The organism is Streptomyces sp. S07_1.15, assembly GCF_020739505.1.
Taxonomy (GTDB): domain Bacteria; phylum Actinomycetota; class Actinomycetes; order Streptomycetales; family Streptomycetaceae; genus Streptomyces; species Streptomyces xinghaiensis.
This window is the reverse complement of sequence record NZ_JAJBZK010000001.1, coordinates 348,683-370,000: the sequence shown is the minus strand read 5'-3', so window position 1 is coordinate 370,000 and position 21,318 is coordinate 348,683. Positions and strand designations below refer to the sequence as shown.

Sequence of the window (21,318 nt, the reverse complement as noted above, 5' to 3'; positions counted from 1 at the left end):
TCCTCTCAGGCGTTCACGCTCGCAGCAGGGCCGCGGCGACGGCCGCCTGGCCGTAGCTGATGCCGCCGTCGCCGACCGGGACGGCGCTGCCGGTCAGCACCCGCAGCCCCCGGTCGCGGAGCAGCGCCGAGACCTCCGTGAGCAGACGGTGGTTCTGGAAGCAGCCGCCGGCCAGGCAGACCGTGCGCGGCGCGCCCTCCGCGACGGCCCGTTCGACCAGGGCGGCGGTGGCCGCGGCGACCGCGGTGTGGAACGCGGCGGCCAGCTCCGGCACCGGGACCCCCGCGGCCTGCCGCTCCAGCAGTCCGGTGAGGACGGGTACGGGGTCGGAGACCCACAGCCCGCCCGCCCGGACGATATGCCAGGCCGGCGGCTCGGCGCGGACCGTACCGGCCGCCGCCTCCAGGGCCACGGCGGCCTGGCCCTCGTAGGAGACGGTGTCGCCGAGGCCGAGCAGCGCCGCCGCCGCGTCGAACAGCCGCCCGACGCTGGACGCGCGGGGGGAGTTGAGGCCGCGGGCGATCATCGCCCGGACGACGGCCATGTGGCGCGGGTCGAGCCGGCCGGTGAACGGGCGGGCGAGCGCGGGGGGCGGCGGGGGCGCGCCCAGGGGCTCGGCGCCGTGGAGGTAGCCGAGGGCCATCCGGGCCGGGTTCCGCACCGCCGCCTCGCCGCCCGGCAGCGGGGCCGTGCCCCAGCGGCCCACGCGGCGGCAGCCGGTCAGGCCGGCGACCAGGATCTCGCCGCCCCACAGCGTGCCGTCGTCGCCGAGCCCCAGGCCGTCGTAGGCGACGCCGGTGACCGGTTCCGTCAGGCCGTGTTCGGCGGCGACGGCGGCGATGTGCGCGTGGTGGTGCTGGACCGGGACGAGGGCGTCCGGCAGCAGGGCCCGCGCCCACTGGGTGGAGAGATAGCCGGGATGCAGGTCGTGCGCGACCGCGCGCGGGGCGATGCCGGTGAGCCGCGTCAGATCGGTGTACGAGGCCGCGAACGCCTCCTGGGCGCGGGCGTCCTGGAGGTCGCCGGTGTGCGGCCCGAGGACCGCGCGGTGGCCGGAGGCCAGGGCGAAGGTGTGCTTGAGCTGCGCCCCGGCGGCGGCCAGCGGGACCCCGGCGGGTACGGGCAGCGGCAGCGGCGCCGGGGCACAGCCGCGCGCCCGGCGGACGGTCAGCGGCCGGCCGCGGGCGACGAGCACGACCGAGTCGTCGTAGCGGGCGCGGATCGGCCGGTCGTGGAAGAGGAAGCCGTCGGCGACGGAGGACAGCAGCCGGACGGCCTCGGCGTCGTCGGTGGCGATGGGCTCGCCGGCGAGGTTGCCGCTGGTGACGACCAGCGGCCGGGCCAGGTCGTGCAGCAGCAGATGGTGCAGCCCCGACGTGGGCAGGAACAGCCCGATCCGGTGGGTGCCGGGGTGGACACCGGGCGCCACCGGGCCCGGCGGGGGCGCCCGGCGGCTCTCCACGGCAGCGCCCGGATCCGGCCGGACGGGGACCGTGCCGTCCGGCGCGGGGGGAGGGGCGGGGCTGTCGGCGGCGAGCGGCGGCGCCGTGTGGGCGGCGAGCGGCGGCGGGGTGTGGGCGCGGCACAGGACCACCGGCGCGGCCGGGGAGGTGAGCACGGCCTGCTCGGCGGGGCCGACCCGGGCCAGCCGCCGCGCCGCGGCCAGGTCGCGCACCATCACGGCGAGCGGCTTGGCGGGTCGGTGCTTGCGCCGCCGCAGCTCGGCCACGGCCGCCGCGTTCCGCGCGTCGCACACCAGTTGGTAACCGCCCAGCGCCTTGACGGCCACGATGCCGCCGCCCGCGACGACGCCGACCGCCCGCCGCAGCGCCTCCTCGCCGCTCGCGGACACCGGCCCGCCGGCCGCCCGCCACGCAAGCCGGGGCCCGCACCCGGGGCAGGCCAGCGGCTCGGCGTGGAAGCGCCGGTCGGCGGGGTCGGCGTACTCGGCCGCGCACCGCGCGCAGAGCGGGAAGCCGCGCATCGTGGTGCGTTCGCGGTCGTACGGCAAATCCTCGATGACGGTGGCGCGCGGGCCGCAGTCGGTGCAGTTGACGAAGGGATAGCGGTGGCGGCGGTCGGCGGGGTCGAACAGCTCGCGCAGGCAGGCGGCGCAGGTCGCCGCGTCGGGCGGGATCTCCCGGACGGCCGCCTCATCGGCGCGGGACACGTCATCGACCGCGTCGCCGTCGCCCTCGTCGTCCGCCGCCCTGTCAACGAGGTCCGGGGACAAGGCCGTTGAGCCGGGCGCCGGACGGGCCGTCCGGGCCCGGCCGCCGTCCGCGCCGTCCCGGTGCGGAGTGCTGTCGCGGACGGCGAAACCCGAGCCCGGGTCGGGGGCACGTCCGGTCAGCCCGGTGACGCGGACCCGGCCGACCCGGGCGAGCGGCGGTGCGTCGTCGCGCAGTTGTTCGATGAGCGCGTCCAGTGCCTCCGGGGGGCCGGCGGCGGTCACGACCACCCGCCCGCCGGCGTTGCGCACCCAGCCGTCCAGGCCCAGCCGGGTGGCGGTGCGGTGGACGAACGGGCGGAAGCCGACGCCCTGCACGGTGCCGGACACCTCGACGCGCCGCGCGGCCCGCGCGGTCCCGTCCGCTGTCCCGGACACGGTGATTCACCCCCCGCCGTCGTCCCCGGCGCGCCCGGCGTCCGCTTCCGCCGCAGCCGGGCCGGGCACGGTACCGGCCGCAGGGGTGCCCCCGGCCGCAGGGGTGCCCCCGGCCGCGGCGGGGTCCCCGCCCGCGGCGGCGCTCCCGTCCGGCCCGGGGCCCGGCGGCCGGTCCGGTCCGGGGCCGTCCGCGGACCCCGGGCGTTCCGCGGGCCGCGCCGGCCCGGCGGGGATCCCGGGCGGGCCGTCCCCGTCGCATCCGGTCCCGTCGCCGCTCCCGATGTCGGCCTCGATCCGCGCGGTGAGCGGCTCCACGGCCGCGGCGACCGGAGCGGACAGCCCGGTGCCCAGGGTGCTGTCCGCGCCCTCGACCGCGTACACGACGAGACGGGCGGGCAGCGTGCCCAGCGCGCGGGAGAGTTCCACCGCCTCGCCGAGCCCGAGTCCGTGGGAGCTGGCTGCCCCGTCCCGCCACAGCCGGCGCCGGTCCAGCTCCAGCCGGTGGACCCGGCCCGGAGACGGAGGGTGCGCGTGGGCGGCGTCCACCACCACGGCCAGCTCCGCGCCCTCCCACAGGCCGATCAGCCGCCCGGGATCGCCGTCGCACTCCCGCAGTTCGGTGCCCGGCGGTAACGGACTCCCCTCCGCGCGCTCCCGGAGCCGTCCGACGACCCGCCAGGCCACCCCGTCGTCGCGCCGGAAGTCGTTTCCGACGCCGATGACGACGGTGCGGCCGGAGCCGCGCCGGCCGGTCATGGCGCCGCGGCCTCCGCCCGTGCCAGGACGGCCGGCGGGAGCCCGGCGGACGCCGGGGAGCCGAGGGCCTCGGCCAGGCCGGCGCTGACGTCGAAGACCCGGGCGAGCCGCGTCAGGCGCATCACCCGCAGGATGTGCCCGTCGCCCGCCACCAGGCGCAGCCGGCCGCCGCGGGACAGGACACGGTTGCGGGCCCGGCACAGCATGGCCAGGCCCCGGCAGTCGAGGAACGTCACCGCCCGCAGGTCGACCACCAGGTCGGGGGCGGCGGAGGCGGTGAGCGCGTCGAGGCGTACGGAGAGGGCCGGCGCGGTCAGGATGTCGATCTCCCCGCGCAGTTCGGCGACGACGACGCCGTCGGTCCCCCGTACGCGCAGGCCGTCCGCCGTGCGACTCCCGGCCTCCACCATGGTCGTCCACCTGTCTCTCGGCCCGGTCGTACCCCGCGTACAGCCGGTGCGCCTTCAGCTAAGAACAGCGGCCAGGCCGGGGGAAGGGCCCTATGGCCCCGGTCGCCCCGGGACGCCCGGCCCTCCGGACCGGCGTGAACGCGGGGCCGTGCGCCCCCGGCTGGGGCCGGTCAGCCTCTCCCGGACGGCGCGTGCGCGGTGCGAGAGTACGGGTGCCGGGAGCGCTCCCGCGCCCGTGACCGCGGGTTCGGGGCCGAGGTCGCACCGGCCGCACCCGGCACCGGCCGGCCGGTACGCGCGGCCCCCGGCGGACACGGCGGCCGGGGCCGCCCGCCGGGCACCCCCGGCCATCCCGGCCCCGTAACGGAGAGGAGCGGACATGACCCCGCGGCACGTGGTGGTGGGGGTGGACGACTCGGCCGCCTCCGTGCGGGCCCTGGACATGGCGGCCCGGGAGGCCGAGCACTGCGGAGCCCTCCTGGAGATCGTCCACGCCGTCCCCGCCCTGGACCGGGCCGGGCCCATTCTGGAGTCGGCCGTCAGCCGGGTGATGGAGCGCCACCCCGAGCTGCCCGTGACCGGCACCCCGGTCGTCGGCGATCCCGCGCGGGCCCTGGTGCGCCGCGGCCGCAACGCGGTCCTCACCGTCGTCGGCCACCGCGGTCTCGGCGGCGCGGCCGGGCTGCTGCTCGGCTCTGTCAGTCTGCGCGTGGCGGCCGGCGCCCGCGGGCCGCTGCTCGTCGTCCGCGGCAGCCGGCTCCCCGGTGAACGGCGCCCCGAGCGCCGCGGAGTGCTCCTCGGCGCGGACGAGGCCACCGACGCCGAGGCCGCCGTCTACGCCTTCCGGGAGGCCGAGCGGCGCGGGACCGCCCTGCGGATACGGCAGACCGGCCCGCCCGCGCCGGCCCGCTCCCGCGCCGGGCGCCGCCGGGCCCACGACCGCAGGCGCGGACTGCTGTGGGACACCGGGCGGGCCGATGTGGTCGTCGTCCCCGCCCATCGCAGGCCCGGCCCCTTCGGGCCGCGGCTCAGCCCGGTCGCCCAGGCCCTGCTGCGCCGCTCGCACTGCCCGGTCATCCTGGTCCCGGTGACGGCCCCGGCCCACCGGAGCATCGGTACGGCGGCCTGAACCGGCCGCCGCGCGAGCCGGGTTGAGCGAGGGGCGGCGCCGCCCGGCAGCGGCGCCGCCCGTCCGCCCGGCAGCGGCGCCGCCCGTCCGCCCGGCGGCTCAGCGTCCCCAGCGCAGCCCGGGGGTCGCCACCGGCGCGTCCCACAGCCGCAGCAGTTCCTCGTCCGCCCGGCAGAGGGTCACCGAACAGCCCGCCATGTCCAGCGAGGTGACGTAGTTGCCGACCAGCGTGCGGGCCACGTCCACCCGGCGTTCCCGCAGCACCCGGTGCACCTCGGCGTGGAAGCCGTAGAGCTCCAGCAGCGGGGTGGCGCCCATGCCGTTGACGAGCAGCAGCACCGGCTCGCGGGGGTCCAGGTCCTCCAGGACGGCGTCCACGGCGAAGTCGGCGATCTCCCCGGACGTCATCATGGCGCGCCGCTCCCGGCCCGGCTCGCCGTGGATGCCGATGCCCAGCTCCAGCTCGCCGGGCGGCAGGTCGAAGGTGGGGCCGCCCTTGGCCGGGGTGGTGCAGGCGCTCAGCGCCACCCCGAAGCTGCGGGAGGCGTCGTTGACCCGCCGGGCCAGGGCCTCCACCCGCTCCAGCGGCGCGCCCTCCTCGGCGGCGGCCCCGGCGATCTTCTCGACGAAGAGGGTGGCCCCGGTGCCGCGCCGCCCGGCGGTGTAGAGGCTGTCGGTCACGGCCACGTCGTCGTTGACCAGGACACTGGCCACCCGGATGCCCTCGTCCTCGGCGAGCTCCGCCGCCATCTCGAAGTTGAGGACGTCCCCGGTGTAGTTCTTCACGACGAACAGCACCCCCGCGCCGCTGTCCACGGCCGCCGCGGCCCGCACCATCTGGTCCGGGACGGGGGAGGTGAACACCTCGCCGGGGCAGGCCGCGTCCAGCATTCCGTGGCCCACGAAGCCGCCGTGCAGCGGTTCGTGCCCCGAGCCGCCGCCCGAGACCAGGCCGACCTTGCCGGGGGCGGGCGCGTCCCGCCGGACGATCACGCGGTTCTCCACGTCGACGGTCAGCTCGGGATGCGCTGCGGCCATCCCGCGCAGCGCGTCCGCGACCACGGTCTCCGGAACATTGATCAGCATCTTCATCACGCGTCTCCCAGGCGGCTCGACACCGGTCGTCCCCACCAGTGTGCTGAACGGGGGCGTCACCGCACCGGAAGTCGGCGATCCCGGTGGTTCGCGAGGCCTCCGGCACCGCGGCCGGCGGCCGGGGCCGCTGCGTGGTGTGGGCGTTCCTCACCTGCGGTGATGACCGTCCGGCCGAACCCGTCTTGCGGATTTGCCTGTTTTGTCCGTATCGGGCTGGTTACCCGTCGGACCGAGAGCTGACGGGGGTCGAACGCCCTGTGGGGCGACAGGCGAAGGGAGGCACCCATGAGCGACTCGGCACGTGCCAGTCATGCGAGTGCCGGACCCGGTCGGCAGACCGGGGAGACAGCCGGACACGAGGCCGCAGCCACGGCCGGAGAGGCCCGACACGCCGCCGGCGAGGTGCGCGCCACCGCCGGACACGAGGCCAGGGCGGTCGCGGACACGGCACGCGAACAGGCCGGCTCGGCCCTCGGCGACCTGCGCGACCGCGCCAGGAGCGAGGCGGACAGCCAGGTCCGGCGCACCGCGGACACCGTCCGGCAGTGGGCGGACGACCTGGCGGGCATGGCCGGCAGCGCCCGGGAGGGCTCACCGGCCCGCACCATGGCCGAGAAGGCGTCGGACGGCGGACACCGCGCCGCCGACTTCCTGGAGAAGCGCGGCGCTGGCGGGATCACCGAGGAGATCCAGTCGTTCGCGCGGCGCAAGCCGGGCGTCTTCCTCGGCGCGGCGGCCGCCGCCGGACTCGCCGCGGGCCGGATCGCCAAGGACCTCAAGTCCGCGTCCTCCGGGACGGAGAGCGGGGGCGAGGGGACCGCGGCGGACCGCACCGGCCCGATGCGCGACCGGGCCGCCGGCGGCCGCACCGGACCGTCCGGGGAGAGCCCGGCGCCGTCCCGCGGCACCCGCCCCGAGACACGGGACCCGGGCGTCCCCGGGCGGACGACCGCACGCGAAGCCGACTGGCCGGGCCTGCCGGGCCGGCCGCCGGAGGTGGGCTGAGATGACCCTGACCACAGCACGGGGAACCGGAGCGGCCCCGGCCGCGGAACGCGACCGCGAGGACATCCTCCGCGACCTGGAGGCCGGAACCGCCGGCCGCGCCGCACGGCGGCCCGGGGAGGCCGAGCCCTCGATGGGCGAACTCGTCTCCCGGGTGACCGACGACTTCCGCAGGCTGCTGAGCCAGGAGATCCAGCTGGCCAAGGCGGAACTCAAGGCCGAGGGCGCCAAGGCGGGCCAGGCGGCCGGGATGTTCGGCGGCGCGGTGTTCGCGGGCTACATGGTCGCCCTGTTCCTCTCGCTGACCGCCGTGTTCGCGCTGTCCAACGTCATGGACCCGGCCTGGGCCGCGCTGATCGTCACCGGCCTGTGGGCTGTCGCCGGCGGCGTGCTGGCCCTGGTCGGCCGGGCCCGGACGCGGCAGTTCTCCCCGGCGCCGGAACAGACCATCGAGACCCTGAAGGAGGACGCGGAATGGGCACGTCACCCGACTCACCCGACCGGATAAGGGCGGGCATCGAATCCACCCGCAAGGAACTGGCCCACGACGTCGACGAACTGGCCGACCGCGCCAGCCCCCGCCGGGCGGTCGAGCGGCGGCGCGAGCGGATGCGGCAGGCCGTGACCGGCGCCCGGGAACGCGTGATGGGCAGCAGCTCGCACGGCAAGGAGCAGGCGCGGGAACGGACCCGGCACACCGCCCACTCCGTCCAGGAGACCTCCGCCGACGCCGCCGAATCCGTCCGGAGGACCGCCGAAGAGGCCGGCCACCGGGCCCGCGGGGCGCCGCACGAGGCCGCCCGCCGCACCGAGGGCAACCCGGTGGCGGCCGGAGTGATCGCCTTCGGCGCCGGAATGCTGGGAGCGTCGCTGCTCCCCGGCTCCGAGACCGAGCAGCGGACCGTCTCCCGGTTCGCCGAACGGACCGGCGGCGCCACCGGCCCCGTGAAGGCGGCGGCCGGAGAGTACGCCGGACGCCTCAAGGCGGGCGCGGGGGAGACCGCGCGGCACGCCGCGGAGGAGGTGGCACGCTCGGCCATGGGCGCGGCCCGGCACACCGGGGAGGAGGCCCGCGGACAGGCAGGCCACGTCACCGGCCGGGCCCGGGAATCGGGCCGCACGGTGGCCGGCGAGGCCAAGGACCGCGGCAGCGGTTCGTAGCCGCGGACGGGCGCCCGGGCCGCCGTCCGGGCGCACCACGACACGGCGCGGGCGGGTCCGTACGGGCCCGTCCGCCGTCGTGCGCCCGTCCCCGGGAGACCGTGTGCGGAGCGCGGGGCGGTGCGCGTCCGTCCGGCGGTGTGTGGCCGCCGCGTACTCGCGGCGGCGTGGCGCCAGGACGCGGTGGTCATGCGCCCCCCGCCCGGGGGGCGCCAAGTCCCCTCTCAACTCCGGGAGTTGCCACCAGCCGACCGCCGACGGCCCCGCGCTCCCGCCGCCAACCCGGACGGCGCCGTACACAGTTCACACACGGCTCGTCATACTGGAGTCCGCCGAGGAGGGCGCGAATCGACGGGGGCGGCGATCGCAGTGGAGAAGACCGGACTGGTCCGCGGCCGCTACAGACTGCTCGAACGGATCGGGCGCGGTGGCATGGGCGAGGTCTGGCGCGCCCTGGACGAGTCGCTGGGCCGCCAGGTCGCCGTCAAGTGCCTCAAGCCGCTCGGACCCGAACTCGACGAGCAGTCCGCCCGCGTGCTGCGCGAACGCTTCCGCCGCGAGGCCCGGGTGGCCGCCTCGCTCCAGCACCGCGGGATCACGGTCGTCCACGACTTCGGCGAGGACGACGGCGTGCTCCACCTCGTCATGGAACTCCTCGACGGCCGCCACCTCGGGCAGGTGCTGGAGGACAACGGCCACCACCCGCTGCCCCTCCCGGACCTGGTGGACGTCACCGAGCAGATCGCCGCCGCCCTCGCCTACACCCACCGGCAGGGCGTGGTGCACCGCGACCTCAAACCGGCCAACATCGTCCGGCTCGCCGACGGCACCCTCAAGATCTGCGACTTCGGCATCGCCCGCCTCGCCCGCGACATGGACCCCGGCTCCCGCCTGACCAGTGCCGGAATCGCCATGGGCACCCCGCACTACATGTCGCCCGAGCAGATCTCCGGCGGCTCCGCCGACCACCGCAGCGACCTCTACTCGCTGGGCTGCGTGCTCTACGAACTGGCCACCGGCACCCCGCCGTTCGACCAGGAGGACGCCTGGTCCGTCCTCGTCGGCCACCGCGACACCACGCCCCGCCCGCTCCGCGACCACCGGCCCGAGCTGCCCGAGCCCTTCGAGCGGCTGGTGCTCGACCTGCTCGCCAAGGACCCCGACGACCGTCCCGGCGACGCCGCCGAGCTCGGCGACCGGCTCGCCGCCGCCCGCTACGCCCACCCGGCCGGCAGCCCCGTACCGCTCGACGAGCCGTACGAGCCGCGGCTGCCGGCCTGGACCCGCGGCATGACCACCGGTTCCAAGGCCGTCGGCGCCCTCGCCCGCGCCACGCCCCCCGACGTCTCCACCGGGCTCACCGGCCCCTGGACCGGCCGCACCGGCCCCACGGCCACCGGCCCGCCGCCGCAGGCACCGGTGCGGCCCCCGCCGCCGTCCGGCGCGGCCGCCGCTCTCGCCCGCCGCCACGTGTCCGGGCTCACCCTCGCCCGCCACGGCCGCTGGGCGGAGGCCGCCACGACGCACCGCGCCGTGGCCGCCGAACGCGAGCGGATCCTCGGCCCCGACCACCCGGACACCCTCGCCAGCCGCTACGAGGCCGGCACCGCCCTGCTCCGCGCCGGACGCCCCGCGGAGGCCCTGGCCGAGTACGAGCACGTGGCGGAGCTGCGGCAGCGCGCCCTCGGCCCGGACCACCCCGCGACCCTCCTCGTCCGGCAGGACCAGGCCCACGTCCTCGGGCGGCTCGGCCGGGACTTCGAGGCACACCAGCTCTACGCCGCCGTGCTCGCCGCGCGCGAACGCGCCGACGGCCCCGGCCACCCCGACACCCTGCGCTGCCGCCACAACCTCGCCGTCACCCTGGGCCGGCTGGGGCGGTCCGCGGACTCCTACCGGACGGCCTCCGAGGTCGCCGCCGCCCGCTCCCGCATCCTCGGCCCCGACCACCCCGACACGCTGACCACCCGCCACGAGGTGGCGCACGCTCTCGGACAGCTCGGCCGCTGGGCGGACGCGCTCCGCGTCTACCGGGAGATCGCCGCGGCCCGGCGGCGCGTCCTGGGCCCGCTCCACCCGGACACCCTCGCGGCCCGCCACGAGGAGGGCGTCAGCCTCGGCCGGCTGGGCCGCGGCGCCGAGGCCCTGGAGCTGTACCGCGACCTGGTGGAGCAACGGACCCGGGCCGGCGGCCCGGAGGACCCCGGTACCCTCCGCGCCCGGCACGGGGTGGGCGTCAACCTCGGCCGGCTGGGGCGGTGGCCGGAGGCGCTGAGCGAGGCCCGCGAGGTCTGCGCCGTCCGGGAGCGGGTCCTGGGCCCCGAGCACCCGGACACCCTCTCCGGCCGCCGGGAGATCGCCGTCTGCCTGGGCTGGCTGGGCCGCTGGGAGGACGCCCTCGACGTCTACCGGAGGGTCGCCCGCGACCGGGAGAACGTCCTCGGCCCCGGCCATCCGGACTCCCTGGCCAGCCGGGGAGACGAGGCCCACTGCCTGGAGCAGCTGGGGCGGTCGGCGGAGGCCGTGGAGATCTACCGCCGCCTGGCCGGGCTCCGCGGCGGCGGGCCGGGGCCGGGCTGACGGCTGCCGGGGCGGACGCGGTTCAGTAGGCTTCCGGGGCTTCCGAGGGCTTCCCGGGCTTCCGGAGACCTCTGGGTATCCGGGGTATCCGGGGTATCGAGGGCTTCCCGAGCCGGAGCCGGAGGCGGCCGCGAGCGGGTGCGGGCCGGGCGGGCGGCCGCAGGCGGAGACACTCCGCGTGCGGCGAGGGGAACGGCGCCGCGCTCGCCGGGGCGGTTCCGCTCCGGGACGGAGGGTCTCCGGCCCGCGTCCTGCCCGCGCCGGGCGCGGCCGCACCGGCGCGGGAGCGGCTACGCCGCGCCGGGCCCCGCCGACCCGTACCGGTCCGAGACGGGCCACACGTACGGCAGATCGTCCGGAACCCCCGGGAACAGCGGTCCGTACCGCTCCGGGTCCTTCCGTACCAGCGCCGACCGGTGGCTCAGATGGAAGGCGGGATCGCCCAGCCAGGGCGGCAGTTCGCCCGCCGCGCCGAGCTCCTCCTGGGACCGGGCCGCCGTGCGCCCCGTGGCGTGGGACAGATCGGTGACCAGGGTCGCCGCGCAGGTGTCCCGGCGGCCGTTCTCACACCACACCCGGATCATGTCCAGGCCGTACCGGACCAGCGCCTCCTCGTAGCCCGCCCACATCCGGACGGCCGGGTGATGCCGCCAGCCGTATCCCGGCACGGTGAGGCCCCGCAGCACCTGGATCGTCTCGACCCGCTGCTTGCCCAGCCGCCGCGCGTCCAGCACCCGGGCGCTCTCCAGGAACTCCGCACAAGGGAGAAAGGTCTGCATCCGCCACCTCACCCACCGGCACCCGTACGATCACGACCGGGACCACGGCCGGGGCCGCAGTCAGTGCCCGCAGCTCGGCGGCCGTACACCGCACCACAACGGCCCCGCCGCGGCCATGCCGGCCCGGTCCGGGAGCCGGCCGCAGCCCACAGGGGTGCCCCCGCGTGTCCGGTCTGCCCCGCGCACCCGGCGCGGCACCGCGCCCGGCGCAGGCCCGTAGGCCGCACAGGGCGACCGCACAGGGCGACGACCGCACAGGGCGACCGCGCTCCGCCCCGGCGGGGCCGGGCCCGTACCGCGCCCGCCTGCGGTGATCCTCGCAGCCCGCACCGCGTCCCGCGACCGCTGGGAGCCGTCCCGGGCGTGGTAACAAGAGCCATGCCGACCACACCGGAACCCACCGCACCGGAACCGAGCCCCCGGGAACCCGCCGCGTCCTCCGCGCCGGCGACCCCGATCCGGGGCGCCTACGACGCCGTCATCGTCGGCGGCGGGCACAACGCCCTGGTGGCCGCCGCCTACCTCGCCCGGGCCAGCCGCAGCGTGCTGCTGCTGGAGCGGCTGGACCGGGTCGGCGGCGCGGCCGTCTCCACCCGCCCCTTCGCCGGGATGGACGCGCGCCTCTCGCGCTACTCGTACCTGGTCAGCCTGCTCCCCGGGAAGATCGTCGACGATCTCGGGCTGGACTTCGCCGTCCGGCACCGCTCGGTCTCCTCGTACACCCCCGCCGTCCGCGACGGCCGGCCCACCGGGCTGCTCGTCGGCGGTGGCACCGCCCGCACCCGCGCGTCGTTCGCCCGGCTCACCGGCTCCGACCGGGAGTTCGAGGCGTGGGAGCGCTTCTACGGCATGACGGGCCGGCTGGCCGAGCGGGTGTTCCCCACCCTCACCGAGCCGCTGCCCACCCGGGGCGAACTGCGCGACCGGATCGACGACGAGGCGGCCTGGCAGGCGCTGTTCGAGCAGCCGCTCGGCGTCACGATCGAAGAAACGTTCGCCGACGACCTGGTACGCGGCATCGTCCTCACCGACGGCCTCATCGGCACCTTCGCCGACGCCCACGACCCGGGCCTCGCCCAGAACCGCTGCTTCCTCTACCACGTGATCGGCGGCGGCACCGGTGACTGGAACGTGCCCGTGGGCGGCATGGGCGCGCTCACCACGGCCCTGGCCGGCGCGGCCCGCGCGGCGGGCGCCGAGATCCGCACCGGACACGAGGTGACGCGTCTGGAGACGGACGGCACCCACGCCGAGGTGACGTACCGCCACGCGGACGGCACGGGCACGGTGGCGGCGCGGCACGTCCTCGCCGGCGCCTCCCCCGAGGAACTGGCCGCGCTTCTCGGCGACGAGCCGCCCGCGGCCGGACGCGCGGAGGGCTGCCAGCTCAAGGTCAACATGCTGCTGCGCCGGCTGCCCCGGCTGCGGGACCCGGAAGCCGACCCGCGCGAGGCGTTCGCCGGCACCTTCCACATCGCCGAGGGCTACGGCCAACTGGCCGAGGCCCACCGGCAGGCGGCGGCGGGGGAGCTCCCCGGGGCGCCGCCCAGCGAGATCTACTGCCACTCGCTCACGGACCCGTCGATCCTCGGGCCGGAGCTCGCGGAGAGCGGCCACCACACCCTCACCCTCTTCGGCCTGCACACCCCGGCCCGGCTCTTCGAGGGCGACCCGGCGCAGGACAGCGGCGCGAGCGGCGGCGCGCAGGGTGCGGGCGCGCCTGGTGCGGGCGGCACCGGGGACTCCGTCCGGGACCGCCTGCTCCGGGCCACCCTCGCCCAGCTCGACGCCCACCTGGCCGAGCCGCTCTCCGACTGCCTCGCCACCGACGCCGAGGGCAGGCCCTGCATCGAGGCGAAGACACCGCTCGATCTGGACCGCGAACTCCGGCTGCCCCGCGGCCACATCTTCCACCGCGACCTGTCCTTCCCCTACGCCACGGAGGCCACCGGCCGCTGGGGGGTCGAGACCCGGCACGCCAATGTGCTGCTGTGCGGGGCGGGCGCGGTGCGCGGTGGCGGGGTCAGCGGCATTCCCGGCCACAACGCGGCCATGGCGGCCCTGGGCCGCTGAACGGCCGGACCCCCGGCGGCCCTGGCCTTCCGCCCGCCCCTGGCCGCCGCCCGTTCTCGCAGCAGCCACGCCCTCGCCGCCGTCCGTCCGGAATCCGCCCCGTCGCACGGGCGGTGAAGGAGGCGCACCGGACCGGCCCAGCGGCAACTCCCTTGCTCCCGTGCGCCGTTGACTCCTCCGGCGGCGCACGGAGGGAGCACGTTCCGGAACGGCCGGGTGCTGGTCCGCCGCCGACAGGGCCCGGTACGGTCCGGCGCGGTCGCCGCGGGGGATTCCGGATACCGCCGCTGAGGCGTCCGTCCGCAGCCCGGGCCCCTCCCGTCCCGCACCGCTGCCCCGGATGTGACGTTCCGTGCTCACCGCGTCGCATTCCGTTGGGGGTGCGGGGGGTTCACGTTCGGCACTCATGGGCCCTTCCGTGCACCCCTCTGTGTGCGTGAACCCCCTTTGAACACTGCCGCCCGCGCGGTATCGGCCGTTCACTGGTAGCCATGAGACGGCGGGCCGCACTCCGCCGGTGACCGAAGGGCAGGGCGATGAACTCGCGCGAGTTACGGGAGCCGCCGGTGTGCACGGCGCGGACGGCATCCCTCGTACCCCGGGAGCCGCACGGCGCCCGGGCGGCCGTCCACCCGGCGGAGAGATGCCGGCGGATCGGCCTGGCGGCCGGCGCCCCGGAGTCGGTGGGAGCGGCGCGCCGGGCGGTCGCGGAGACCCTCCGCGAGTGGCGGCTGCCCTCGCTGGCCGACGACGTGACGCTGTGCGTGTCGGAGCTGGTCGGCAACGCGGTGGAGCACGCCGCGCCGCACCCGGAGCCCCCGGCCGGGCACGGAGCGGCCGGAAACCGAAGGCCGTCCGGGCACGGACCCGCCGATGACGGCCCCCACGGGATCGGCGTGACGCTGCGGGCCTGGCCGGAGTGGCTGTTCCTGGAGGTCACCGACGGCGACCCCCGGCCGCCCGCCCCTCCCGCGGCGCAGGTCTCTCCGCACGAACTGCCCGCGGCCCTGCCGGGCTTCCCGCTCGCCGACCGCGGCCGGGGCCTGTTCCTCGTCACCACCCTGGCCGACGCCACCTGGTGGGCGCCCCGCGCCCGAGGCGGCAAGAGCGTCTTCTGCCGCTTCGATCTGACCGACAGGGCGGTCTGAGCGGCCGGCCGGACACCGCGATGTACGGGCGTGCGGTGCGGGCCCCGGAAACCCCCGCAACCGGATTCCCCGCAGCGGTGGTTCAGTCCGCCGACGGCGCCCAGCCCACCGCCTCGATGCGCTCCGCGTCGGCCCGGCGGGAGCCGTCGAAGACGGTGCGGCGGCCGTCCGTCACCCGGATCCCGTCCGCGTAGACACCCCGCCCGACGTACCGGACGTCCGTCTCGCAGCGCCAGCGCAGCCGCACGGGGCCGCCGCGCCACTGCGCCAGGCCGGCGGACGCCCGGTGCCAGACCCGTCCCGACCAGCCGCCGACCGTGCCCTCCGGATGCTCCGCCGGGGCCGCGTCCCCGGGCCCCTCGGTGGTGAACGGCACCGGCCGCCAGCTCTCCCCGCCGTCCGCCGAGGCCTCCAGACGCAGCCGGTCGGCGTTCGGCTCGGTGTCCCACCACAGGGAGAAGACGAGCCGGGGCGCGGTTCCGGTGAGGGTCAGCTCCGGCAGGGTGAGGGTGGTCGTCGCGCCGTTCTCCATGCCGGTGAACCAGGCCGTGCGGCCCTCGTCCGGACGGACCGGCACGGCCCGCGCCAGATGTGTCGCCGCCGCCACCCTCGGCGCGCTGCCGGAGCGCCAGGTGCGCACCGGGTGGACGGAGTTGCCCAGCAGGACGAGGAAGGAGTCGGACACCGGGTCGAGCACGAGGGAGGTGCCGGTGAAGCCGGTGTGCCCGGCGCTGCGCGGGGTGGCCATCGCGCCCATGTACCAGTGCTGGTAGAGCTCAAAGCCCAGGCCGTGCTCGTCGCCGGGGAAGCCGGTGTTGTAGTCGGTGAACATCAGCTCGACCGACTCCCGCTCCAGGATGCGGACGTCGCCGTACGCGCCGCCGTTCAGCAGGGTGCGGCACAGCACGGCCAGGTCCCAGGCGCAGGAGAACACCCCCGCGTGCCCGGCGACACCGCCGAGCGACCAGGCGTTCTCGTCGTGCACCTCGCCCCAGACCAGCCCGCGGTCCAGGCCGCTCCACGGCGCCCGGGCGTCCTCCGTCGCGGCGATCCGCGGACGCCAGGAGGCGGGAGGGTTGTAGCGGGTGCGGCGCATGCCCAGCGGCCCGGTGACGTCCCGCCGCAGCAGGGCGTCCAGCGGCCGGCCGGTGATCTCCTCCAGAACGAGCTGGAGGGAGATGAGGTTGAGGTCGGAGTAGGCGTAGGCGGTGCCGGGCGGGCTCACCGGCCTTTCGTCCCAGAGGAGTTGGAGCTTCCCCTCCCGGGTGGGCTCCCGGTACAGGGGGATCCAGGGCCGGAGACCGGAGGTGTGCGTGAGGAGCTGCCGTACGGTCATCTCCTCCTTGCCGCCGCCGGCGAAGGCCGGGAGATACGAGGCGACGGGCGCCGCCGGCTCCAGCGCCCCGCGCTCCATCTGCCGCACCGCGAGGACCGAGGTGAACAGCTTGGAGAGGGACGCCAGGTCGAAGACGGTGCCGGCGGACATCGGGATCCGCTCGTCCGGGGGGAACTCCACCCCGCTGTCGGACTCCTCGTCGTACGCCGCGTAGCGGACCGCGTAGCCGATCGGCTCGTGCAGGGCGACCGTCCGGCCGCGTCCGGCGAGGACCACGGCGCCGGCGTACCAGGGGTGCTCGGGGGACGGGCCGAGGAAGCCGCGGGCGTCCTCCATCAGCCGGTCGAGGTGCGGCCGGAGCAGCCCCGCCTGCCGGGCGGAGCCCCGGCGCAGGACGGGGGCGCGGCCGCTGCCGGAGAGGAGGGGCGCGGCCTGGGCCGGCGCGGAGGCCAGTAACAGCGCCCCGCCGAGCGACAGCGCGCCGCCCGCGAACCGGCGCCGGGAGAGTCCGCCGTCCCCCGTGCCGCCGTCCACCGTGTCGTCCGCCATCGCAGCTCCTCTGGAGAAAATTTCCGGACGGTCGGCCACCAGCTGAAACTTTCTTCCCGTGTTCATGTCACTGTCAACCCCGCCGGGCCGGACGGCACCCGCGCCCCTCCGGACGCCACCCGTTTCCTCCGTACGGCCGCCGGGAACCCGGGGCGCGGAAGCGGCCCCCGCCCGCATACTGGCGGTGACGGGGTCCACCGCCGCGACCCCGGGGCGAGAGGAGAAGCGGTATGCCGCAACCGGAGGGCGCTGAACTCCAAGCCGTCCGAGACCGCCGCGAGCGCTTGCGGAAACGCTGGCTGCGCGAGCCCGGCGACCGGCCGCCGACCACGGTGCGCGGGATCCACCACGTGGCCTTCATCTGCCGCGATGTCGAGGAGACCATCCGCTTCCACCAGGAGCTCCTGGGCTTCCCGCTCGTCGAGATCGTGGAGAACCGCGACTACCGCGGCTCCACGCACTTCTTCTTCGACCTCGGCCACGGGAATCTGCTGGGCTTCTTCGACTTCCCCGGCCACGAGCACCCGCCGGCCACCGAGACCGTCGGCGGCATCCAGCACCTCGCCCTCTCCGTGGGCGACGAGCAGTTCGCCGCCGCCCGTGCGGCGCTGGACCGGGAGAACGTGGAGTACGCGGGTCCCGACCGCGGCGTCGAGGAGAGCCTGTACTTCCGCGACCCCAACGGCGTGCCGATCGAGCTCTACCGCGAACGCCTCGGCATCTTCGACGGCAGGCCGGTCACGGGCTCCGGCACGGTCTGAGCACCCGTCGGCCGCGCCCTCCCTCCCGCCCTCTCCCTCCGGCTGTTTCGCCCGGATACGCCCGGGTACGCGGCGAGTGCACCGGGCAAGCGACGCAAGAGTTCGAGAGGACGTGGGAAACGTGAAGGTTGCCTTCCTCGTGGCCACGGAGGGTGTCGAACAGATCGAGCTGACGGAGCCGTGGCAGGCGGTGAAGGACGCCGGCTGGACACCGGAGCTGGTCTCCACCTCCTCCGGTGAGATCCAGGCGTTCAACCACCTGGACAAGGCGGACACCTTCCCCGTGGACAAGACCGTGTCCGATGCCTCCGCCGACGACTACGCCGGCCTGGTCCTGCCGGGGGGTGTCGCCAACCCCGACTTCCTGCGGCTCGACCGGAAGGCCGTGGCCTTCGCCAAGAGCTTCTTCGACGCGGGCAAGCCGGTCGCGGCGATCTGCCACGGACCGTGGACCCTGGTCGAGGCCGGAGTGGTGCGCGGACGCACCCTCACCTCCTGGCCGAGCCTGAAGACGGACATCGAGAACGCCGGCGGCACCTGGGTCGACGAACAGCTCAAGGTCTGCTCCGCCGGCCCCAACAAGCTGATCACCAGCCGCAAGCCGGACGACCTCAAGGCGTTCGGCGAAGCGATCACCGACGAATTCGGCAAGGCGGGCTGACCGGCGGCTGCCACCACCCGTACACCGTGCGGGCGGTGGCCGCCGCATGCGCCGCATTGCAGGCCTCGCGCCGGGCTGCCCCCGTGGGCGGCCCGGCGCCGCTGTCTCCTCCACCGCCGCGGGCCCGCCGGGCCCTGTCCGGCGCCGCCCGCCGTCGTTAGGCTGACCGGGTGAAACGGACCGGGAGGAGCAGGGGCATGGCGGACACTCCCACACGGCGGGCGGGCACGGAGCACGGGAAGCCGCAGCTCGATCTCGACAACGCGGTCTGGCAGTCCAGCGGCCAGGGGAGAGGCGATGTCCAGGTCGCCTTCGTCGAGGGCTTCGTCGCGATGCGCGACCGCCGGAACACCGAGGGCCCGGCCCTGGTCTTCACCCCGGGGGAGTGGCGCGCCTTCGTCCTGGGCGCCCGCGACGGCGAGTTCGACCTCGGCTGAGAGCGGCGGAGGCGACGGAAACGGGAGGCGACGGAAACGGGAGGCGCGGGAAACGGGAGACGACGGAGCCGGGGCGGGCCGGAGCGGCGCCGTCCGGGCCGGGCGTCCGCCCGCCGGGCCGCCCCGGCGGGGGCGGTGGCTCAGAGCAGTACCGCGCAGCCCCGCCGGGCGAGCTCCCGTACCACCGGGCCGTCCTCGTCGACGCCGGTCCAGCGCAGGTCGAGCTTCTCCAGGGACGGCAGCCCGGTGAGCCACTCCGGCAGCCGGCGCAGCGGATTGGCCCGCAGATCGAGCCGGCGCAGCAGCGGCAGCCCCGCCATGCCGTCGGGGAGACCCGTGAGGCGGTTCCCGCGCAGGTCGAGTTCGCGCAGTTCCGCCAACGCGCCCAGGGTGCCGGGTAGTTCGGTGATCCGGTTTCCGCGCAGCCAGAGCTCGCGCAGATTCCGCAGTTCCCCGGCGGACTCGGGCAGCGTCGTCAGCGCGCCGTGCTGTGCGCGCAGTTCGACCAGGCCCGTCATGACGCCGAGGTCCGGTGGCAGGGCGGTGAGAGGGTTCTCGCCGGCATTGAGGTAGCGCAGTGCGGTCAGCCGGGTCAGCGAACGGGGAAGCGCTGTCAGCCGGTTGTCGTGGAGATACAGGAAGCGGGTCAGGCCGGTCAGCCCGCCGATCTCCTCCGGGACGGCCGTGAGGGCGTTGTGCCCGAGATCCAGGGTGTGCAGCCGGCGCAGTCCCGCGATCCGGGGAGACAGCTCGGTCAGCCCGTTGCCGGCGAGGACCAGGACGCGCAGCCCCGTACGGTCCCAGACCTCCTCCGGAACGGTGCCGAGTCCGCGATTCCACAGGTGCAGCGACTCCGTGCCCCGACCGGCCGGCTCCGCTACGGCCATGGGCCGGCCGTCGGCACGGAGACGTGTTCGTGTCCGGTGGTGACGGGGGCCGGGCGCTGTTCGGGCGCGGCCGGTCCGGCCACCGCGGATCCGGTCAGGGCCACAGCAGCTCCTTCCGCCAGCCGTCCGCCTCCCGGCGGTAGTTGAGCCGGGTGTGGCGGCGGTCCCGGTCGCCCTGCCAGAACTCCACCGCCTCGGCGTGCACGGTGTACAGCGTCCATTCCGGGGACGCCAGGTCCGGTTCGCGCTCCAGCCGTGCCAGCGAGTCCCTCACGGCGGTATCGCGGGCCGCCGGCGAATCCAGCGGCTCGCTCTGCCGGCCGAGCAGGGCCTCCGCGCGGGCGCCCGCGCCCCGCGCGCGGAAGTCCGCGGCGCTCCGTTCGGGGGACTCCGCCACCACCGGGCCCCGCACCCGGACCTGCCGCGCCTGCGGCTGCCAGTAGAAGGTCAGCGCCGCGTACGGCCGTTCCGCCAGCTCCCGGCCCTTGGGGCTGCGCGCGTGCGCGGCGAACTGCCAGCCCGCCGCGTCGACGTTCTTGAGGATCAGCACCCGGGCCGACGGAACACCGTCCGCGCCGGCCGTCGAGAGCGTCATGGCGTGCGGTTCGGGGACGCCGGCGCGGATGGCCTCCAGCAGCCAGCCGGTGAACAGCTCGTGCGGTGCCGGTGGTGTGCCCGCGGGGTCGAAGCGGGGCAGTTCGCCCTCGAACACCCCCAGCCCGCGCAGGAGTTGCCGAAGGTCTGTCGTCGTCACGGGTCTCCTCCCGGTCATGGTGGACGGACACGGACCCTAGCCGCCCGGCCCGGGAGCGGCGCCGGAGGGTGAGCCGTGCCCCTCCCGGCCGTACCGGCTGCCCGGAGGCCGACGCCGACGCCGAGGCCGACGCCGAGGCCGAGGCCGGGGCCGGGGTCCGGGGTTCCGGGCCCGGGAGCCGGTGGCCGGATCCCCTGGTACGGGGCGCGCGGCGGGCGACACGCGCCCTTCCGGGCCGCCGTCCGCCTGCGACCCGGCCCTGGTCCCGCCCGGTGGCCCGGTCGCCCGGACTGCCGCCCCCGCGCCGCCCGGCCGCGCATCACCCGTTCGGGCGGATAGAGCGCACCGGGGCGGCGGCCCGGGCGGCCCGCGGACGCCGTGTCCGGGGCCGGTCGCCCGGCCGCCGCACCCGATCACGGTGCGCGTCGTCCGGCCCGGCCGCCCGCGCCCGGGTGAACGGCGGCCCCGTACCATGGCCGCATGTCCTTCCTCCGCCGCCGCAGCGCAGCCACGCCCACCGGACCGGACTTCGACGTCCTCGCGATGGATCCCGGTGACTGGCCGGGCAATCTCGGTGCCGGGCTGCTTCCCGCGCCGGACGGAAGCTGCCAGGGTGTCTTCCTCCGCTACGACCTGTTCGGCGGCCGCGGCCCGGCGATGATCATCGGCAACCTGCCGGAGGGCTCCCCGGCCCGGGAGACCGGGGAGGACGAGGTGCCCTTCGAGGTGGCCCAGCTCCTCGAAGCGCTGGACAACGACGAGCCCGTGCGGGTGACGGAGACCGAGGACACCCCGGTGATGCACGAGGACAACCTCCTCATCGTGCGCCGGCTGAAATTCTCCGAAAGCCGGATCTCCTGCGCCCAGTTCGACCGCAGCGACGGCGTGCTCGTCACCATCGCGAGCTGGGACCGGCCCATCACGGACGATCTCTACCGCCTCCTCAAGCCGCTGCCCGCGGAGATGTTCCAGACGGCCTGAGCCCGCGGCACTCCGCCGGCTCTCCCCGGGATCCGCGGTTCCCCGCGGGGAAGTCCGCGGCCGGACACAGTTCGCGGACGCGGTGCGGCCGTGCCCGGAAGTGAGCGCGGCGGCCGGTCCGCGGCGGAGGCATCCGGCCGGTGACGCCGGGCGGCGCGGGGACGGCCCGCCCGCCCCCGCGCTCCACGCCTTGTTGTCACGTACCGCA

At 76.5% G+C, this 21,318-nt stretch carries 19 protein-coding genes; 11 read left to right on the top strand and 8 right to left on the bottom strand.

Annotated elements, in window-relative coordinates; translation table 11 throughout:
• Positions 1-13: 13 nt before the first annotated feature.
• From LIX60_RS01655 to LIX60_RS01645, 3 genes are read right to left on the bottom strand one after another with little or no spacing between them, the layout of a single operon-like run.
• Positions 14-2,608 carry a carbamoyltransferase HypF gene (locus tag LIX60_RS01655; protein WP_227956857.1) on the bottom strand — a complete coding sequence of 865 codons (2,595 nt, stop codon included), beginning with the start codon at positions 2,606-2,608 and terminating at the stop codon, positions 14-16.
• Between the two features lie 6 nt (positions 2,609-2,614).
• Entirely contained in the window at positions 2,615-3,364 is a 750-nt protein-coding gene (locus LIX60_RS31875) for a hydrogenase maturation protease (RefSeq protein WP_374117777.1), read from the bottom strand.
• Entirely contained in the window at positions 3,361-3,774 is a 414-nt protein-coding gene (locus tag LIX60_RS01645) for an STAS domain-containing protein (RefSeq protein ID WP_227956856.1), read from the bottom strand. Before LIX60_RS01645 ends, LIX60_RS31875 begins: the two co-directional genes overlap by 4 nt.
• Positions 3,775-4,153: 379 nt before the next feature.
• On the opposite strand from LIX60_RS01645, the gene LIX60_RS01640 reads away from it, so the two are divergent.
• Positions 4,154-4,903 (top strand): universal stress protein, encoded by a 750-nt coding sequence (locus tag LIX60_RS01640; protein ID WP_227956855.1) that lies wholly within the window; start codon positions 4,154-4,156, stop codon positions 4,901-4,903.
• A 99-nt stretch (positions 4,904-5,002) separates the two neighbouring features.
• On the opposite strand, the gene dhaK is transcribed toward LIX60_RS01640, so the two are convergent.
• Positions 5,003-5,995, bottom strand: coding sequence for a dihydroxyacetone kinase subunit DhaK (dhaK, locus tag LIX60_RS01635; protein WP_227956854.1), 993 nt, complete (start codon positions 5,993-5,995; stop codon positions 5,003-5,005).
• Between the two features lie 288 nt (positions 5,996-6,283).
• On the opposite strand from dhaK, the gene LIX60_RS01630 reads away from it, so the two are divergent.
• The 4 genes from LIX60_RS01630 to LIX60_RS01615 all read left to right on the top strand — a co-directional run bounded on the left by LIX60_RS01630 (position 6,284) and on the right by LIX60_RS01615 (position 10,744).
• Positions 6,284-7,003, top strand: coding sequence for a hypothetical protein (locus tag LIX60_RS01630; RefSeq protein ID WP_227956853.1), 720 nt, complete (start codon positions 6,284-6,286; stop codon positions 7,001-7,003).
• 1 nt (position 7,004) lies between these two features.
• Positions 7,005-7,511, top strand: coding sequence for a phage holin family protein (locus LIX60_RS01625; protein WP_227956852.1), 507 nt, complete (start codon positions 7,005-7,007; stop codon positions 7,509-7,511).
• A complete protein-coding gene (locus LIX60_RS01620) occupies positions 7,478-8,164 on the top strand; it encodes a DUF3618 domain-containing protein (protein ID WP_227956851.1) in 687 nt (228 codons plus the stop codon). The genes LIX60_RS01625 and LIX60_RS01620 overlap by 34 nt, the downstream gene beginning before the upstream one ends.
• 369 nt (positions 8,165-8,533) lie before the next feature.
• The gene (locus tag LIX60_RS01615; RefSeq protein ID WP_227956850.1) at positions 8,534-10,744 is read left to right on the top strand and encodes a serine/threonine-protein kinase; all 2,211 of its coding nucleotides are present in this window, start codon (positions 8,534-8,536) and stop codon (positions 10,742-10,744) included.
• Positions 10,745-11,034: 290 nt separating this feature from the next.
• Here the strand turns inward: LIX60_RS01615 and LIX60_RS01610 are convergent, their stop codons facing one another.
• Positions 11,035-11,523, bottom strand: a complete 489-nt coding sequence (locus tag LIX60_RS01610; protein ID WP_227956849.1) for an MSMEG_6728 family protein — start codon at positions 11,521-11,523, stop codon at positions 11,035-11,037.
• Between the two features lie 378 nt (positions 11,524-11,901).
• Between LIX60_RS01610 and LIX60_RS01605 the strand changes: the two genes are divergently transcribed.
• Both LIX60_RS01605 and LIX60_RS01600 read left to right on the top strand, forming a co-directional pair.
• A complete protein-coding gene (locus LIX60_RS01605) occupies positions 11,902-13,596 on the top strand; it encodes an NAD(P)/FAD-dependent oxidoreductase (protein WP_227956848.1) in 1,695 nt (564 codons plus the stop codon).
• Positions 13,597-14,132: 536 nt separating this feature from the next.
• Positions 14,133-14,744 (top strand): ATP-binding protein, encoded by a 612-nt coding sequence (locus LIX60_RS01600; protein ID WP_227956847.1) that lies wholly within the window; start codon positions 14,133-14,135, stop codon positions 14,742-14,744.
• An 82-nt stretch (positions 14,745-14,826) separates the two neighbouring features.
• Here LIX60_RS01600 and LIX60_RS01595 read toward each other — a convergent pair whose 3' ends face one another.
• Positions 14,827-16,629: a serine hydrolase domain-containing protein gene (locus LIX60_RS01595; protein WP_227956846.1), complete on the bottom strand. Its 1,803-nt coding sequence runs from the start codon at positions 16,627-16,629 to the stop codon at positions 14,827-14,829.
• Between the two features lie 230 nt (positions 16,630-16,859).
• Here LIX60_RS01595 and LIX60_RS01590 point away from each other — a divergent pair, with 230 nt between their 5' ends.
• From LIX60_RS01590 to LIX60_RS01580, 3 genes are all read left to right on the top strand, one after another.
• Positions 16,860-17,390 carry a VOC family protein gene (locus LIX60_RS01590; protein ID WP_227956845.1) on the top strand — a complete coding sequence of 177 codons (531 nt, stop codon included), beginning with the start codon at positions 16,860-16,862 and terminating at the stop codon, positions 17,388-17,390.
• Between the two features lie 121 nt (positions 17,391-17,511).
• Positions 17,512-18,051, top strand: a complete 540-nt coding sequence (locus LIX60_RS01585) for a type 1 glutamine amidotransferase domain-containing protein (RefSeq protein WP_227956844.1) — start codon at positions 17,512-17,514, stop codon at positions 18,049-18,051.
• A 197-nt stretch (positions 18,052-18,248) separates the two neighbouring features.
• The gene (locus tag LIX60_RS01580; RefSeq protein WP_227956843.1) at positions 18,249-18,488 is read left to right on the top strand and encodes a DUF397 domain-containing protein; all 240 of its coding nucleotides are present in this window, start codon (positions 18,249-18,251) and stop codon (positions 18,486-18,488) included.
• Between the two features lie 140 nt (positions 18,489-18,628).
• On the opposite strand, the gene LIX60_RS01575 is transcribed toward LIX60_RS01580, so the two are convergent.
• A complete protein-coding gene (locus LIX60_RS01575; RefSeq protein ID WP_227956842.1) occupies positions 18,629-19,375 on the bottom strand; it encodes a leucine-rich repeat domain-containing protein in 747 nt (248 codons plus the stop codon).
• A 94-nt stretch (positions 19,376-19,469) separates the two neighbouring features.
• A complete protein-coding gene (locus LIX60_RS01570; RefSeq protein WP_374117776.1) occupies positions 19,470-20,147 on the bottom strand; it encodes a pyridoxal 5'-phosphate synthase in 678 nt (225 codons plus the stop codon).
• 462 nt (positions 20,148-20,609) lie between these two features.
• On the opposite strand from LIX60_RS01570, the gene LIX60_RS01565 reads away from it, so the two are divergent.
• Positions 20,610-21,110 carry a hypothetical protein gene (locus LIX60_RS01565; protein WP_227956840.1) on the top strand — a complete coding sequence of 167 codons (501 nt, stop codon included), beginning with the start codon at positions 20,610-20,612 and terminating at the stop codon, positions 21,108-21,110.
• Positions 21,111-21,318 lie beyond the last annotated feature (208 nt).